11 protein-coding genes are annotated in these 15,393 nt (G+C 72.1%); 9 read left to right on the forward strand and 2 right to left on the reverse strand.

Translation table 11 applies throughout. The features are described 5' to 3' along the window. The first annotated feature begins 23 nt into the window (after window positions 1-23). From ABZS61_RS19860 to ABZS61_RS19900, 9 genes are all read left to right on the forward strand, one after another. Window positions 24-1,163 (forward strand): WD40 repeat domain-containing protein, encoded by a 1,140-nt coding sequence (locus tag ABZS61_RS19860; protein WP_356422527.1) that lies wholly within the window; start codon window positions 24-26, stop codon window positions 1,161-1,163. Window positions 1,164-1,455: 292 nt separating this feature from the next. After that, a complete protein-coding gene (locus ABZS61_RS19865; RefSeq protein ID WP_356422530.1) occupies window positions 1,456-3,087 on the forward strand; it encodes a hypothetical protein in 1,632 nt (543 codons plus the stop codon). A gap of 56 nt (window positions 3,088-3,143) precedes the next feature. Further along, the gene (locus ABZS61_RS19870; protein WP_356422533.1) at window positions 3,144-4,478 is read left to right on the forward strand and encodes a hypothetical protein; all 1,335 of its coding nucleotides are present in this window, start codon (window positions 3,144-3,146) and stop codon (window positions 4,476-4,478) included. After that, entirely contained in the window at window positions 4,478-5,896 is a 1,419-nt protein-coding gene (locus ABZS61_RS19875) for a hypothetical protein (RefSeq protein ID WP_356422536.1), read from the forward strand. Before ABZS61_RS19870 ends, ABZS61_RS19875 begins: the two co-directional genes overlap by 1 nt. A 50-nt stretch (window positions 5,897-5,946) precedes the next feature. Then, complete coding sequence (locus ABZS61_RS19880; protein ID WP_356422539.1) at window positions 5,947-6,552, forward strand: SLATT domain-containing protein; 606 nt, start codon at window positions 5,947-5,949, stop codon at window positions 6,550-6,552. 805 nt (window positions 6,553-7,357) lie between these two features. Then, window positions 7,358-7,519, forward strand: coding sequence for a hypothetical protein (locus tag ABZS61_RS19885; protein ID WP_356422542.1), 162 nt, complete (start codon window positions 7,358-7,360; stop codon window positions 7,517-7,519). A gap of 669 nt (window positions 7,520-8,188) precedes the next feature. After that, window positions 8,189-9,175: a dihydroxyacetone kinase subunit DhaK gene (gene dhaK / locus ABZS61_RS19890; protein WP_356422545.1), complete on the forward strand. Its 987-nt coding sequence runs from the start codon at window positions 8,189-8,191 to the stop codon at window positions 9,173-9,175. Between the two features lie 38 nt (window positions 9,176-9,213). Then, window positions 9,214-9,831: a dihydroxyacetone kinase subunit DhaL gene (gene dhaL / locus ABZS61_RS19895; protein WP_356422548.1), complete on the forward strand. Its 618-nt coding sequence runs from the start codon at window positions 9,214-9,216 to the stop codon at window positions 9,829-9,831. Next, the gene (locus ABZS61_RS19900; RefSeq protein ID WP_356422551.1) at window positions 9,828-10,238 is read left to right on the forward strand and encodes a PTS fructose transporter subunit IIA; all 411 of its coding nucleotides are present in this window, start codon (window positions 9,828-9,830) and stop codon (window positions 10,236-10,238) included. The genes dhaL and ABZS61_RS19900 overlap by 4 nt, the downstream gene beginning before the upstream one ends. A 57-nt stretch (window positions 10,239-10,295) precedes the next feature. Here the strand turns inward: ABZS61_RS19900 and ABZS61_RS19905 are convergent, their stop codons facing one another. Both ABZS61_RS19905 and ABZS61_RS19910 read right to left on the reverse strand, forming a co-directional pair. After that, window positions 10,296-11,429, reverse strand: a complete 1,134-nt coding sequence (locus ABZS61_RS19905) for a cellulose binding domain-containing protein (RefSeq protein WP_356422554.1) — start codon at window positions 11,427-11,429, stop codon at window positions 10,296-10,298. Window positions 11,430-11,718: 289 nt separating this feature from the next. Continuing rightward, on the reverse strand, window positions 11,719-15,147 hold the full coding sequence (locus ABZS61_RS19910; protein ID WP_356423096.1) for a phosphodiester glycosidase family protein: 3,429 nt from the start codon (window positions 15,145-15,147) through the stop codon (window positions 11,719-11,721). Between the last annotated feature and the right edge of the window lie 246 nt (window positions 15,148-15,393).

The raw sequence follows: 15,393 nt of genomic DNA on the forward strand, positions 1-15,393 counted from the left end.
CCCCACCTCGCTGACCTGGGCCGATGTCGGCCCCGAGCATGCGCACCTTCGCCGTCCGTCTCGGCGCGGCTGCGATCCCGGCGGAGCGGTCCAGCACCGCGACCTTCGACACGGACGGTTCGCTGCTGCTCACGAGCGTCATGGGGGAACTCTCCTACGGCCTTCGCAGGGTGCGCCCGGAACCTCTCGCCTACCAGCGAAACCCCGCCATGGCCGAGTACCCGACCCTCGTGGAGTACAAGTCGGCGGGCCACTTCATCAACGACGCGGCCTCCTCCCCTGCGTTCGTGGCCACCGCCGGACAGTTCGACGGGGCCGCCAAGATCGCCGTGTGGCGTCGGAACGGGACTTGGCTGCGGGACCTCGAGCCGCCCGGCGCCGACCGGGGCACCACCTCCAGCGCCCATCGCATCGCCGTCGGCGTGGGCTTCGTCCCGGGCGAGGACCTTCTCGTGGCCCGGCACGTCGACGGGCCCCTGCACCTGTGGTCCACCCGTACGTGGAAACCGGTGGGCACCGTCCCGCTCGGCCCGAGCGAGGGGCTCGGCTTGACCCTGCACGAGAGCCGGCCGCTTGCCCTCGCCCTGGAGCGGGCCGGTGCCGACGACGCCCGTCTCGTCCTCGTGGACCTCGTGACCCGCACCACCAAGGCGGTCGATACCCCGGGGGTCCACCGGTTCGCCTGGAGCCGGGACGGCTCGCGGGTGGCCCTGCTCGGCCGGGGCAACACCGTACGGCTCCTCGACGCCGACCTCCGCGAGACGCACCCGCCGCTGCGGCTCACCGGCGCCGTGACCGCGCCGTCCTCGATCGCGCTGTCGCCCGACGGCGGCCGGGTCGCGGTCGGGTACGGCGACCGGGTCTCCGTCCGGGACGCGGCCACCGGCGACCTCGCCCTGCCCGAGCTGCGGGTCTCCGGCACGGACGAGATCCTCCACCTGCGCTGGTCGCCGAACGGCGAGGTGCTGGCTGGAATCACCCGGTCACCGCGCGGCCGGGAGGGCGACCGGCCCGCCGGACCGGTCGAACTGTGGCGGGTGGGCGCCATCGACTGGGGCGAGGTGCTGTGCCGCTGGGCCGGCTCGGGGCTCACGCAGGAGGAATGGCTCGACCACGTCGGCCCGACCGAGCCCTACATCGATCTGTGCTCAAACAAGAAGTGAGGCCGCCGCCATGCCACGTGTCCGTTTTTCCCGTCTCCTCCTTCTCTCGCGGCTGCTCGGGATACGGCTGCCCGGCCGGGTGCCACCGGTTCGGCCGGACGGACCGGCGCCGGGACCCGCGTTCCTGACCGTGGCTGCGCCCCCGTCCGCGTCCGCGTGGTCTTCGGCCGGGCCGTTGGGGGTATGGCGACCGCCCGGGGACGGGACGGCGTGCCCACGGCGTGCAGGACCGCTTCCGGGCCGGCGCACGCGTCGGACCGGGCATCCGCCCGGCCGTCGGCTCGCGGCCCTCGTGATCGCCGGGGTGTTCGCCGCCGTGGGCTGCACGGCGACCGACGGCGGCGGCGCCCCGGCTGGAACCCGCCCGCCCGCCGGCTCCACCGGGGCCGGGCCGGACCGCACCCGGCCGGTCCTCGCCTTCGTGCAGCCGGAGAAGCGGGCGGTGATGCTGGCCGACGCGGCCGGCCGTACCTGGCTCGCCGCCCGGACCGGCGCGAACACGCCCGCCGAGGTTGTCTGGTCCCCCGACGCGGACCGCCTGGCCTGGCTCGACGGCGAGGGGTCGGACGGCACCGGCGAACTCCACATCTACGACGTGGCCAAAGGCAGGCTGCACTCGCAGCCCTGCCCCTGCCGCGGTGTCGGCTTCCTCGGCCGGGACCTGGCGACCCTGGCCGTCGACGGCACCTCGCTCGCCCTCTTCCCATCGGGCTACCCGACCGAACGCGCTCGCCGCGTCCCGCTCTCCAAGGGCCAGGGGGCATACGCCCAGCTCGCCGACGGCGGACCCGACGACGTCGTCGTCTTCGGCGTACTGCCCGAGGGCCCGGGCATCACCCGGGGCCAGGGTGTCGTGTCGGCCGTCGACCGGCGCGGCACCGTACGCGGGCTCCTGCCGGCGAAGAAGCCCTCCACGTTCACCGACGCCCTGCGGGCCCCCGACGGCAAGGCTCTCGCGTGGGGCACCTCCGACAGCGGCGGCGCCTGCTGGACGAGGTCGACCCTGCTCACCCACTCCGGCGGCACCGCCGAGGAGCCCGTACGACACCTGCCGGAGGACGCCGCCTTCCGGCGGGCTCTCATCGGCGATCGGCAACGCTCACTCACCTCCTTCGCCTGGGCAGGCGACGGACTCACCGTCACCTACGGCCCGTTGGAGGGCTGCCAGGTCCTCGGCCCGGAAAGGTTCGTCTCTTACTACGTGCGGGACGGGGTCCGGACCTTCCTCGGCACCGGCATGATCGGGATCGCGCTCGGTGCGGACGGACGCGTGGCCAGGCTCGCCGCGGATTCCTCGTCCGCCGGCCTGACGCGGGCTCCGTCCGGCATCGCCGGCTACACCGGGACACTGACCCTGACCTTGAGGGGCCGGGAGCAGCCGCTGGGGAAGGGGGTGTCCGCCTTCGCCTTCACCCCCGCCGAGACCGCTGCGGTCCGGCCGCCCGCCGCCGCCCCTCAGCCGTCGGACGCAGCCGTGACGGTCGTGGATGACCACGGCAAGAAACTGCCCGAGGCCGTGGTCCGACTGGCCCGGCAGATCGAGGCGGCGGCCGTAAGGGGGGACACCGCGCGCCTCGTCGCCCTGTGCGGCACCTGCCGGCCGCAGGTGCATGAGTGGATCCGCGGCGAGGGCGGTGTGGCGGCCGTCCTGCGCGCCGTCCGCGCGCACCCCGGGCGCAACGGTGGCGAGGGGCTGATGTACCCAGGGCTGAGCAGCTGCGTGGACGAACCCGAACAGGACATCACCTGCACACCGCAGCAGCTCAGGGACGTCGCTCTGCTCGGTCTGCGGCCCGATGAGGACGACGTCGACTACGGCGGCATCGTCTACAGCATGTGGAGCGGCGGCCCCACCATGGTCCCGCTCCTCGTACGGACCGACGCGAAGGGGGAGGCGCTGTGGACCGGCGTGGCGGCGGGATGAACGACCGGACGGTGACGGGCTCCGCAGCACCAACGCCCAGGCACGGCGGGGAGGTCATGGGCGGGAAGGAACCGGCCGGGGACCGGGGACGGGAGGTCGGGAGCGACTTTAGGCGGCCGGGTACCGGGCCGATCCTGACCGGCGACCTCGTGGGCGGCCGTCGCGTGCTCGGTTTCGGCCATGTCGACGGCGCCGCGTCCGACGCGAATGACGCGGCAGCGGGTAACGCCGGGGCCGGCGCTGCTCACCTGGGAGACCGGTTGCTCCTCGACGGCGACGAGCACGCGGGCGGGCCGCCCGCGCGGAGCGCCGACTCCGCCCACCATCCCACCCTGGAACGGACGGGCCCTCCCCCGTACCAGCAGATCGACGACCGGCACGTGCACCACGCGGACACCCTCGGCCCCGGGCTCGTCACCGCCTTCGAGGGACTGCTGTACGGGCCGGATGCCCACGGCTACCTCGGCGCCCTCGTCGACCGGATCGCCGCCGACGGCCACGGCTTCTGGCTGGTTGGCGGGGTTCCGCGCGACCTGGTGACGGGAGCCGTCCCGGGCGCGACGCGCCACCCGGCCGCCGACGCTACGACGCAGGACCTGGACGTCACGGGCACCGCGCCCGCCGGCGCCTTCCGCACCCTCGTCGATGAGGTGCTCACCCTCGACGGCGACAGCGCGGAACTCTCCGTGCGGTTCAGCCGGCATTCCCTCGTCTGCTCCGTCCTCGCAGTCCGCCGCGACCGGCGGACCCTGGAATACCGGGGCCTGGGCCTCACCGGCATGCCGTACCCGGCGACCGGGACCGACCTGCTCCAGGACGCCCGGCAGCGCGACCTCACCATCAACACATTGCTGTACGACCCCGTACGGCGGCTCGTCCTCGACCCGCTCGGGCGGGCCCTCGCCGACCTCGGACACGGCGGCGAAGCCACACCGCCCCTCCTCCGGCTCGCCCTGCCGGAAAGCCCGGCGCACCCCGACGTATGCGCCGAACTCCTGCTGCGGGCGGCTAAATTCCTGATCCGCTGGGAGACACGGCCCGGCCTGGACACCACCGCACTACGGGCCTGGGCCGCCCACCTGCCTTCGGACCTCGCCGCGCGGCTCGACGGCGGCACTGCCGGGTTGCCGCGGCTCGCGGCCCTGTGGGGAGAGTGGAAACCGGGCGGACCGACGGCCGCGCAGATGGAGATGCTCCGGGGATACGGACCGGCCATGTCCGGCCTCCTCGACCGGCTGGCCGCGCCGACTCGGAAGGACGTACCCGCCCACCCCACCGAACGCGAGCGGCCGGACGAGCGTGACCGGCTCGACATACGGGAAGAGCCTGATGTACGGGCACGGCCTGACAGGTCTCTCGGGTTCGACCGGGACGACGGGAGGGGCTTGTGATGTCCGGAGCCGACCTCGGTGCCGTCCCCACGCACCGGCCCTTAAGCGGATGGGTCGCCCGGTTCGAGCCGGGTGACACCCTCGGTGCGCCCGGGCTGCTCGGCCCCATCAACGACGGTGACGAGCGCGCCGACGCCCGGACTGCGACGCGCTTCCATACCCATGGCTGGACCCGCGCCGACGCGGTCGTGCGGGGGCCGACCGGTGTTCCCGTGCGGGCGCTCGCCCTGCGCGCGTCGGACGGCTCCCTCCTGGTCGAGCTGGACGACCGGGGCGCCCCGATGGGAGTCTCGGCGGGCGGCGCGGAACTGGTCGCACGGCTCGAGGAACAGTGGGCCGACGCCCCCGCCGACCCCGCGACCGTGAACCGGCTCGCCGACGAGAGCGTGGAGCTGCGGTACTTCCTGCTGCACCGGCTCGATGTGGAGACCACCGCGCCGGCGGCCCTCTTCCACTGCCTGCCGTGGCACCGGGTCGAGGCCGCCGCCCACGCGGCCTCCGCCCTGCTCGACGAGCCCGGTCCCGAGGCCGGAGCCGGAGCTGGGATCAGGTCCGGACGGGAGCCGCGCCCCGCCTCCCACGGGGAGCTGCGCCATTGGTTCACCCCGGCCGCCACCTCGCTCGCCGGACCGCTGTCCGTCCTCGAAGCCGGGCTCCGCACCGTACGCCCCGGCCCTTGGTTCGGAAGGGAGGCGTCCGCCCTGCTCACCGGGCTACTGACGGTGGATCCGGCGCGGCTTCCCCCGTCGACGCGCGCCGCGCTGGCCGGGCTCGCCCTGCGGATCGGCGCGGCGCCCGCCCTCCACCACAGTGCGTGGCTCGCCGCCGCCCGGCTGACCGCCCCGGAGCCTCGGGCCGCGGCCGAAGACCTCGCGCTCACGGCCCGGCTGGACTCCACCTTCGTACTCCGCGCCGCCGACGAGGAGGACGAAGGGCCGGCGGGCACACCGCTGGGGCAGGGGCCGGTCGAGGCGGAGGTGACCGTCACGCGCGGCGGACGGGTGACCGTCGAGATGGAGATCGACGTCCTCGCGGCGGAGGCGGCCGGGACCGGCGGCGGCCGGGCCGTGGATGCCGCCGAAGGACCGCCGTGTCAGCCCGTGCTGCTCGGGCAGGTGGGCGAGGCCACCGGAGCGCCGGAGCGCAGACGGTACTGGATGTTGCTCGACGACGCCGGCCCGGTGTTTCACGGACGGATCGCCGTGCCCGCTCCGGCGGGGCAGTTCGACGTGGACCTGGACGGACCGCCGGTTCCGTTGCTCTTCCTCGACCGGGTGTTCCCCGCAGAGCTGCTCGCCTCGCTGCGGGCCAACGAACGGATCGGTCCTGCCCGCTGGCACGAGCTGATCGACGAATTGCCGCCGCGCCATCCCGCGCACGCCGCGCTGGCTGCGTACGAGCAGGAACTCCCCACGTAGAAGCGGACGTTCCACCCCGTCGGTGTGTCCGGTCGGGCTACCGTGGGCGGGTGGACACCTCAGCAGCCGGTACGGATTCGGCATCGAACCCGGCCACCACCCCGGGGCCCTCTGGGGGCGGGGCGTCGGAGCCTGTCACCGACGGCGGTGCGAGCCGCAGCAGGGCCTTTGACGCCGAATTCCGCCGGCTGGAGGAGAGCGCGATGTGGAGCGCGCAGTGCCAGTTCGAGGAGGGTAAGCGCTGGCGGGCGACGCACTGGGCGCTCGGCCTGCCCGCGACTCTGCTGGCCGCCGTCGCGGGGACGACCGCACTCGTAGAGTCCACCGGCGGAACCACCGCCGGCATCCTGGCGCTGCTGTCGGCGGGCCTCGGCGCGGTCCTCACCACAGTGAACGCATCCCAGCGGGCTAGTCAGGCCGTCGCCGCGGCCAACGTCTATCTGTCGATCCAGACGGCGGCACGGCAGCACCGCGAGATCGACCTGCCCGACTGGACCTCCACCGGAGCTCGCGAGGCCCTGGCCGCGCTGACCGCCCGTCGCGACGAGCAGAACGCCGGCACCGACCCGCCCAGCCGCCGCGCCTACCGCAAGGCACGGGCCAACTTGAACGCCGGTGGCCAGACCTACACCGTCGACGGTCCCGCACCTCTCTGACCGGATCCCACAAGTGCCTGAGCCCGGGCGTCCGGACCGTAGTCGGGAGCGCCCACGTCCTTCTCGGGCACCGCCTCGATCACCTCCGCGCGTCCTGGTGTCGAAGGCCAAGGGGAGGGCGCGGGCAGAGAGTGGTGGCGCCTGGCCGGGCCGGTCACCGTTGTCGGTGATCGATTACCCCGCATCCGACATGGGCTCCTGACCAGGATCTCCACAGCCGCCCTCCTTCTCCGAAGAGCTGCCGTGGACTCCTACGACCCACACGCGCATCAGGTTGGATTAGGCCCCGTGTTCCCCCAGCAGGTTGGCCTCAGCTCAGGCTCGAACAGGTCGAGATGACCACGCTTGCAGGCTGTCCACTTTTCCGATTCCGGTTCTGCGCACCGATCGGGCGTTTCAAGGACTCCTGAGCGAAACAGTATTCGGTGTGACGGCTCCGACCCACTACATCCCTATCGCGGCCCTGATCGCCTCGTCGCCGGATTGATCGCAGTGCTCCTCTCCCGAGCCGGTCACGACTCCGTCATCAGCATGATCCGCACTGCTGCGAACACATTCGCCGTCATCGTGGCACACGCCCTCCGGGTCGCTGTCACCCACGACGGGGACGAGCCTTGGAACGAGGACGCGCCGGTGCCGGGCGCGGGCAGGCTGTTCCCGCCCCGCCACCGCCTTCCTCCGAGTGGGAGACCGTGATCCGAGTAAAAAACTGGGCCAATCCCCTGGATAGCGGCGGGTAGATGGACATGCGCGGGGCGCGGTTGAGTTCGTAGCCCGCCACGGTCCAGCTCACTGTGCGGTCACCATGGCCGGGAATCCTGCCGGCGAGCACCGCCCGGCCATCCCCGGCGAGTTCGGTCACCGACGGCGCCGGTACGCGTCCGTCGTGGCCGAGCCAGTCAACGAGATGGCCACGAAGGCTCTCGTAGACGTGGCCCGCCTGCACGGCGACTCCCCTCACCACTGATGCCCTGTTCGACGGCCGCTTTCCCCTTGAAAACGGTCAGGGCACCGCTCGGAGAGCAACCGTGCTACCGCCACAGCCAAGTCCGTGATGCCGTGGTCGGCTTCGGCGCCAATCGTCCGGTCAGCCGAACGCCGTACCTGCTGGTCCGACGGGCCGGATGCAACGGGGAGCCGTCATGGCGTCTTTTCCAACCTCACGCTGTTGCGTGGTGAAGGACGAGGACGGCCTCAACAGGTCGATGCGGTTGGTGCTGCAGCGGAGCTTCCGCAGGAGCTGCCAGCTCCCTCGCCTGCAGCCTCATCTGCCACCGACGCCACAAAGAAGACGCGCTCATAGTCGGGTTACGAGAGGACGCGGGCGGCAGCGGGTGTCGCAACCTGAGGACTCATGTCCGATCAGCCCGATGTGTGCCGCAGGAGTGGGGGTAGCCTTCGACGCGCCGCTTCCGGATAGGGCCCCGCCTCTTCGATACTGGACGACGTCTTTGGTCTCGTCAGCGACACTCGGGCCTATCCGACGGTAAGTCAGCAAACTCAGCATCAGCCCCGCCGGAAACCGCCTGAGGGAGCTATCGACCGCCACACACCAAGAATCGCTACAAGCCCACTGACCAGGGAATTCCCTGCTCCAGGCCCTAGCTGGCAATCGACCCAGGAGGAATCGTTGAGAATGCTCATCAACGTGCCGGAGACCGTCGTCGCGGACGCCCTTCGCGGCATCGCCGCCGCCCACCCCGAACTCACCGTGGACGTCGAGAACCGTCTGGTCGTGCGGCGCGACGCGCCCGTGGCCGGGAAGGTGGGGATCGTCTCCGGCGGCGGGTCCGGTCATGAACCTTTGCACGCGGGGTTCGTCGGGCCGGGAATGCTGTCCGCCGCGTGTTCCGGCGAGGTCTTCACCTCCCCCGTGCCCGACCAGATGGTGCGGGCCGCCGCCGCGGTCGACAGTGGCGCGGGGGTGCTGTTCGTCGTCAAGAACTACACCGGTGACGTGCTGAACTTCGACATGGCGGCCGAGCTCGCCGAGGAGGAGGGCATTCGGGTCGCCCGGGTCCTGGTCGATGACGACGTGGCGGTGACCGACAGCACGTTCACGGCGGGCCGCCGCGGCACGGGCGCGACGGTGTTCGTCGAGAAGATCGCCGGTGCCCTCGCCGACGAGGGTGCGCCGCTGGAACAGGTGGAGGCGGCGGCGCGGCGGGTGAACGAGTCCTCCCGGAGTTTCGGGGTGGCACTCAGCGCGGTGACCACGCCGGCGAAGGGCAGCCCGATGTTCGATCTCCCCCCTGGGGAACTGGAGTTGGGCATCGGCATCCACGGCGAGCCGGGGCGTGAGCGGCGCCCGATGATGACGTCCGGAGAGATCGCCGATTTCGCCGTTCACGCGGTGCTGGAGGATCTGCGGCCGAACGGTCCCGTACTGGCCCTTGTCAACGGGATGGGCGCGACACCGCTGCTGGAGCTGTACGGGTTCAATGCCGAGGTACACCGGGTGCTGTCCGAGCGGGGCGTGGCCGTGGCTCGTACGCTGGTGGGGAACTACGTGACGTCGCTCGACATGGCGGGCTGCTCGGTGACGCTCTGTCAGGTGGACGAGGAGATGCTACGGCTCTGGGACGCGCCGGTGCAGACGTCCGCGCTCCGCTGGGGCCGGTGACAATGCTGCCCGGCGCGCGTGAGGGAACAGGAGATCTTGTGCTCGACACCGACTTCTTCCTTCGCTGGATGGCCGCCACCGCGGCGGCCGTCCAGCGTGAGGCGAGCCGTTTGACCGACCTCGACGCCGCGATCGGGGATGCCGATCACGGAAGCAACATGCAGCGCGGCTTCACCGCGGTGACCGCTGTCCTGGAGAAGGATCCTCCCGCGACACCCGGGGCCGTGCTGACGCTCGTGGGGCGGCAGTTGATCTCGACGGTCGGCGGGGCGTCCGGACCGCTGTACGGGACGCTCCTGCGGCGCACCGGGAAGGCGCTCGGCGAGAGACCCGAGGTGACACCGGGTCAACTGGCCGAGGCCTTCGGTGCGGGCGTCGCCGCTGTGGCTCAGCTGGGCGGCGCACAGGGCGGGGACAAGACGATGCTCGATGCGCTGCTGCCTGCCGTCGAAGCACTGGAGGTGTCGTTCGCGGCGGCCCGGGACGCGGCGCAGGCTGGTGCGCTGGCGACCGTGCCGTTGCAGGCGCGCAAGGGCAGGGCCAGCTATCTGGGCGCGCGCAGCATCGGACATCAGGATCCGGGTGCGACGTCGTCGGCGCTCCTGGTCGCGGCGCTCGCCGAGGCCGCGGAGACGAGCGGCGGAGGAGACGCGTGAGCGAGGAGAAGCAGGTCGGGATCGTCCTGGTGTCGCACAGCGGCCCGGTGGCCGAAGCCGTCGTGGAGCTGGCCAAGGAGCTGGCGGCCGGTGGGGCGACCGCCCCCGTGGCTGCCGCCGGGGGCACCTCCGCCGGAGGCCTCGGGACCAGCGCGGAGCTGATCGCCGGGGCCGCGAGGTCGGTCGACAGGGGCGCGGGAGTCGCGCTGCTCGTCGATCTCGGGAGCGCGGTATTGACGGTGAAGGCCATGCTGGCCGAGGGTGGCGAACTGCCCGACGGTGCAAGGCTGGTGGACGCGCCGTTCGTCGAGGGCGCGGTCGCCGCACTGGTGACGGCGTCGGCGGGGGGCGATCTGGCCGCGGTGGAGGCGGCGGCCGCTGACGCGTACGACTACCGCAAGGTGTGACCGGAGGCATGCCGTCCCGTGTGCGGCGGGGCGGCCTGCCAGAATTCACCCGGGCGTTCAGGTCACCGTGCAGACCGCGCCGTTGAGCGTGAACTTCTGGGGCTCGGTGAAAGCACCCGAGTACGTCCCCTGGAAGCCGAACGACTGGGTGCCGCCTGCGGCGATCCGGCCGTTGAAGCCCACGCCGGTCGCGGTCACCGCGCCCGAGGACGGCGAGAGGGCCGCGTTCCAAGCTTGGGTGACCTTCTGTCCCGACGGCAGGGTGAAGCCGAGCTTCCAGCCGTCGAGGGGTGCGGTTCCGGTGTTGGTGACCGCGACGTCGGCGGTGAACCCGCCCGACCACGAGTTCGTTCCGTAGGCCACGCGGCAGGTGCCGGGCACCTGCGGCTCACCCGGGTTCTCCGTACCGCCGCCTGTGTTGACGGCCGAGGAGAAGGAGGTCACTCCGAGGCCGGCGCCGTTCTGCCAGGGCTCGAACCCTGCCTGGACGCTGGTGAGGTACCAGGAGGGCTGGGCCATGCCCCGGGCCACGGTCTGGTCGACGAAGTCCATGACGTCGAAGGTCCAGCTGCTGATCGCGGACGGTGCCACGAACGAGATCACGTCATTCCCGCCGTTGCTCCCGGTCCAGACCTCCCAGGTGCGGCCGCCGACGGAGGCGGTGCCGGCCTGCGAGCCGATCGGCTGGATGGGCCCCACCCGGTTGAACCAGATCATGATCTCGGTCCGGTTGACTCCGTCGGTCTTCGGCTCCGGGTCGAGCCAGATGTCGTAGGACGCGTTGTAGACCGCGTTGTCGACGTACGCGTACGTGATGCTGCTCGGCGCGCTGCTGATCGAACTCAGCCGCTCCGGAAGAGCGGTCCCGGGCGAGCAGTTCGTGTAGTGGCAGCCGTTGAAGACGGACGGGTACGACTTGGGTGCCCCGTTCGTCGGCACCGACCCGGCGGCCCGGTCGACGGTGAAGCCGTTCGCGGTGACGTTGATGCACTGTTCGTTCGAGGTGCCCCAGCGGTTGTTCTGTGCCACGTACCGCCCCTGGATGACGGCCGTGCCGTACTGGTCGCAGATCAGGGTGTCGGCGTGAGCGGGCGTCGCGACCGTGCCGAGCGCCGCGAGCGAGGCCAGTGCCACGAGTAACGCCGTCACGGCGCTCCGTGCGGACCTGAGAGAGACGATGAGGCTCTTCATGATGTCCTTTCGGTAGGACCCGATGATGGGAGCGCTCCCAGTTCATGCTCCGGCGTGGAACCTATGGGGCTGCTGGGACTCTCCACAAGGGTCCTTCCGTAACACTTCCCGCGCCGGACGCCGCACGGACGGGTCACCCGGGGCCGCGGGTACGACACGTCCCGGCAACGAACACGCGCTCGACACGTCTGAACCGACCGGCCACGGTGGAGCCCCCGGCGCGCGGCCGGGGGCTCCACCGTGCCCGGTCCCGGTGCGGCGCCCTGGAGGGTGCCGCACCGGGACTGCCTCAGGCTGCCGGGGCGAGCACCGCCGCGGCAGCGACCTCGATCCGCACCTGCCGGGTCGTGCCGTTCACACTCACCGCGAGTGTCACGGTGCCCGGCCGTAGAGCGGTGAGCGTGCCGGTGACCGGGTCCAGCGCCGCGATGTGACGCCCCCGGGCGTCGCCCTGATCGCCGATGTGGAGATTCGGGGAACCGGTCCAGTCGGCGCTGAGCGGGAAGGCGACCGGCACCGTCCTCGCCCCCTGGGTGACGCTCGCGCCGACCTTCGTACGCTCTCCCGTGCCGATCACGGACGGCGCGTCGAGCGTCAGGGCGTCGACGTGGGCACGTGTCTGGGCCGAGACCCAGTCGGGTCCGCCCTGCCACGGCCGGTGGCGCGCCTTCGTCCGTTCCGCGGGCGATACGCGGTCGGCACCGATCAGGCTCCAGCCGGTGAAGCCTCCCTCGTCCGCCGGCCCTGCCGGTGCCTTGCCGGAGTTCCCGTTGATCAGATACGGGACGCCGTCGACGTGCGAGGCATGGAAGACGCCCACATGGCTGCCGATCAGGGCCGCCCCCTTGCCCGTCGTCCGGCGGAAGCCGGCGAGCCACTGTTCGACGAGAGCCGCTTCCTTCCTGTCCCCGAGCTGGCTGCCCTTCTGGACGGTGGGGTCGCGCGGCGGCACGTGCTCGATCAGCATGACGGAGCCCACCGACGAGTCCTTCGCTGCCGCGTCCAGCTGCGCGCGCAGTTCCTTGATCTGGGCGAAGCCGCCGCCGCGCAGGCTGAGGCTCGATGTGTCGAGCGTGATGACCCGGGTGCCCTTGTGGTCGAACGTGCGCTGGGCGGGACCGAATTCGGTGATGAAGTTGTCGATCTTCCCGCCCATCACCTCGTGGTTGCCCGGCACGTAGTACCAGGGCAGCGTGTCACCGAGTTCCTCCTCGAGGACGCGGCGGGCGAAGGCGAGGTCCGCGGGTGATCCCTCGTCGACGAGGTCTCCGTTGACGACCAGGAAGTCCGGCCGCGCGGCCTTGATCTCCTGCAGGGTGCGACGGGCCTGCCGGACGATCGCGCTGTCCGGGTCGCGGGCGACGAACTGGGCGTCGGACATCACCGCGAACTGCCAGTCCCTGCGTGCCGTGACGGCGGCCGGGTCGATCAACGGGTCGGCAGAGGCTGTCTGTTCGGGCAGCTCGACGGTCGGCGGCACCTGGGCGGACAGGTCGTCGATGACGATCTCGCCGGTGTACTGCCGGGCGGCCGCCGTCTCGGCGAGATAGAAGCGGTGTACGGACAGCGGCATCGCCACGCCCTGCGGTACGGCGAAGGTGACCTGGCGCCAGTCCGTCCAGGTGACGTAGGGGCCGCGCAGCAGCTGGTCCGAGCCTGCGGCGTCCTTGAGGTGCAGGGTCGGCCAGGCGCCCTCGCCGTCGCCCTTGATCCACAGGGTGAACGACTGGGGCTGGCCGGGAACGGGAACGGGTTGCGGCGGCGCGGCGTAGGCGGCGCGCGTCGCGGTCGACATGGTGAAGTCGTAGGTGAGCCGCAGTCCGGTGCCGGTGTGCCCGTCAGGTGTCGCGGCGAGGGAGCCGGCGGCCCTGGCCTGGCTGAACTTCCAGGACCCGGCGTCGTCGAAGGCCGACACCGCCTGCTCGGCGAGCCCGACACTCACCGCGAGGGTGGTGTCGGCGCCCTGGACGGTGGCCTTGATCTGTCCCGCGCCGCTGCCCGTGCGGGACCTGACGGTGAAAGAGCCCCGGCCGTCGTCATCGATGTCGAACAGGGTCCGGTCGTAGTCGAGGGTGACGTCATCCGGCTCCACGGGGGCGGAGGCGCCGTGGGCGTCGAGGCCCACGATGCCGAAGGTACCGGTGGCCTGCGTGTCCGCGAGGCCGACGCGTGCCGTCGTCGGCTGGATCCGGGTCAGCCGGTCCAGGACCGTGAGCTGCGTGGCACCGTGGGCACCGGCCCGTTCTGCCCGCACGTCGGTCGTGCCGCCGCGGCGGGCGGTGAAGGTGCCGTGGGAGTCGACGCGGCCGATGGCCGGGGCGGTGGTGCGCCAGCGCGGAGTGCCTCGGGCGGGCCCGTACGTCTCGTCGAACCCGGCGGCCGTGAGCTGTCGCGTCAGACCCGGGAAGACGCGCTCGGGGTGGCCGCCCCGGACGGGGTCGGCGCCGGGTGCGGCGCCGGCCGGTGTACGGGTCTCCACCCAGAATCCTCGGAGGCTGCCGCTGCCGTCGGGCGCGGTGAGGGCAAGGCCGTTGGGTACGGTGCGCTCGCTGCCGTCGGACGGGCTGTTCTCCACCTGGAGCGTATCGCTTCCGGGCTCGCGGGCGACAAGCGTCGACGAGCCGCCTCCGTCCAGATTGAGCGCGCTGTACGAGCCTGCCTGACGCATCATCAGGCCGAGCTCGGTGAGCGTGACACCACCGCTGTCCGTCTGACGGCCGTCGACGGTGACGACCTGCATGGTGCGGCCGTCCTTGGAGAAGCCGACCGCTGTGCGGGGCGCGGCCGTGTTGTTGCCCTCGCCGTCGTGGTTCTGGGCGGCACCGTCGACGACCAGAAGCTCCCTGCCGCCGACGGCGGTCCGCGGCACGGCTCCGCTGTCGGTTCGTGCCCGGTACTCCAGGGCGACGGGGTCACCCGGTTTCAGAGCGGTCAGCAGGGCCGCTCCGGCCTCGCGTCCGACGAGGACGGTGGTGCCGTCGGGCACGGGCCCCGACCCCGGAGTGGCCGACACGGAGAGGACCCTGCCGTCCTGTACGGCTGCCTCGGCGACGGGTGACGCGTCGTCGACGGTCAGGGCGCGGTCCGCGCTCCCCCAGGCGGAGGTGTAGGCGCCCACTCCCCCGGCGGGCACGTTCGCGGCGTTGTACGCGGCGAGGGAGTGCTGTCCGGAGGGAAGCGTCAGGCTTCCCTCGAAGTACAGCTGCAGGACACGCCCCGCGTTCTCCGGCCCGATGCCCACAGCGCGGTTGACGCCAGGGGCGGGTGAGTGGACCGGGCTGCCGTCCTTGATCCCGGGGCCCTGCGGCGCCCCGGTCTGGTTGATGTCGAAGAAGTCCGCGTTGATCGCGGCCACGGTGCGACGGCCCTGACCCGGGTCGTGACCGGCGGCGAGTTCGGAGACCGTACGCCGTTCCGCGACCTTGCCGGCCGAGAGGTAGTCGGCGCGCGCTCCGCCGTCCAGGTCGACCGAGAGGGTGTCGACCCGAAGCCACTTGTCGGATTCGAGGCGGTCGTAGGAGCTGAGCCGGATGCCGGGGGCGAGCGGCCGGGAGCTCCGGGCGGTCTCGATGCCGTCGCCGTCCACGACGGCTCTCGCTCCGCCGGACGGACTGCTCGCGGGCGGCGGGGCCACCGGTCTGAGGACCTCGGCGGAGTTGCGGGGGCGCGGATCGGGACTCGAATCGGCGGCTGCGGGCGCTGCGGCCCCGACCGTCATCGCGGACACCGTCGCGAGCAGCACGAGCGGCCGCACTGCGGTGCCGAGTATGCCAAGGCCCACAAGTCCTCCTGGTGCAGAGCTGGTTGCGCCGGAAGTAAGCGCTGTCGGCGCACAGCATGGCCGGGCGTGCGGTGCCGCACCAGAGGACAACGGGGACATCAGGAGAAACAGCGGGCGGCGAAGGCATGACCGCCGGTGCGGGATGGCTCGGGTCCTCGGCCGAACGGGTGGCAGTCGGTAGCC

This window comes from Streptomyces sp. NPDC005566 (assembly GCF_040605575.1).
GTDB lineage: Bacteria > Actinomycetota > Actinomycetes > Streptomycetales > Streptomycetaceae > Streptomyces.

Bases quoted from the DNA above. Each gene is read 5' to 3' on its own strand.
- ABZS61_RS19860 (WP_356422527.1), top strand. From the start codon at position 24: ATGTCGGCCCCGAGCATGCGCACCTTCGCCGTCCGTCTCGGCGCGGCT.
- ABZS61_RS19870 (WP_356422533.1), top strand. From the start codon at position 3,144: ATGGGCGGGAAGGAACCGGCCGGGGACCGGGGACGGGAGGTCGGGAGC.
- ABZS61_RS19875 (WP_356422536.1), top strand. From the start codon at position 4,478: ATGTCCGGAGCCGACCTCGGTGCCGTCCCCACGCACCGGCCCTTAAGC.
- ABZS61_RS19885 (WP_356422542.1), top strand. From the start codon at position 7,358: ATGGCCGGGAATCCTGCCGGCGAGCACCGCCCGGCCATCCCCGGCGAG.
- dhaK (WP_356422545.1), top strand. From the start codon at position 8,189: ATGCTCATCAACGTGCCGGAGACCGTCGTCGCGGACGCCCTTCGCGGC.
- ABZS61_RS19905 (WP_356422554.1), bottom strand. From the start codon at position 11,429: ATGAAGAGCCTCATCGTCTCTCTCAGGTCCGCACGGAGCGCCGTGACG.
- ABZS61_RS19910 (WP_356423096.1), bottom strand. From the start codon at position 15,147: ATGACGGTCGGGGCCGCAGCGCCCGCAGCCGCCGATTCGAGTCCCGAT.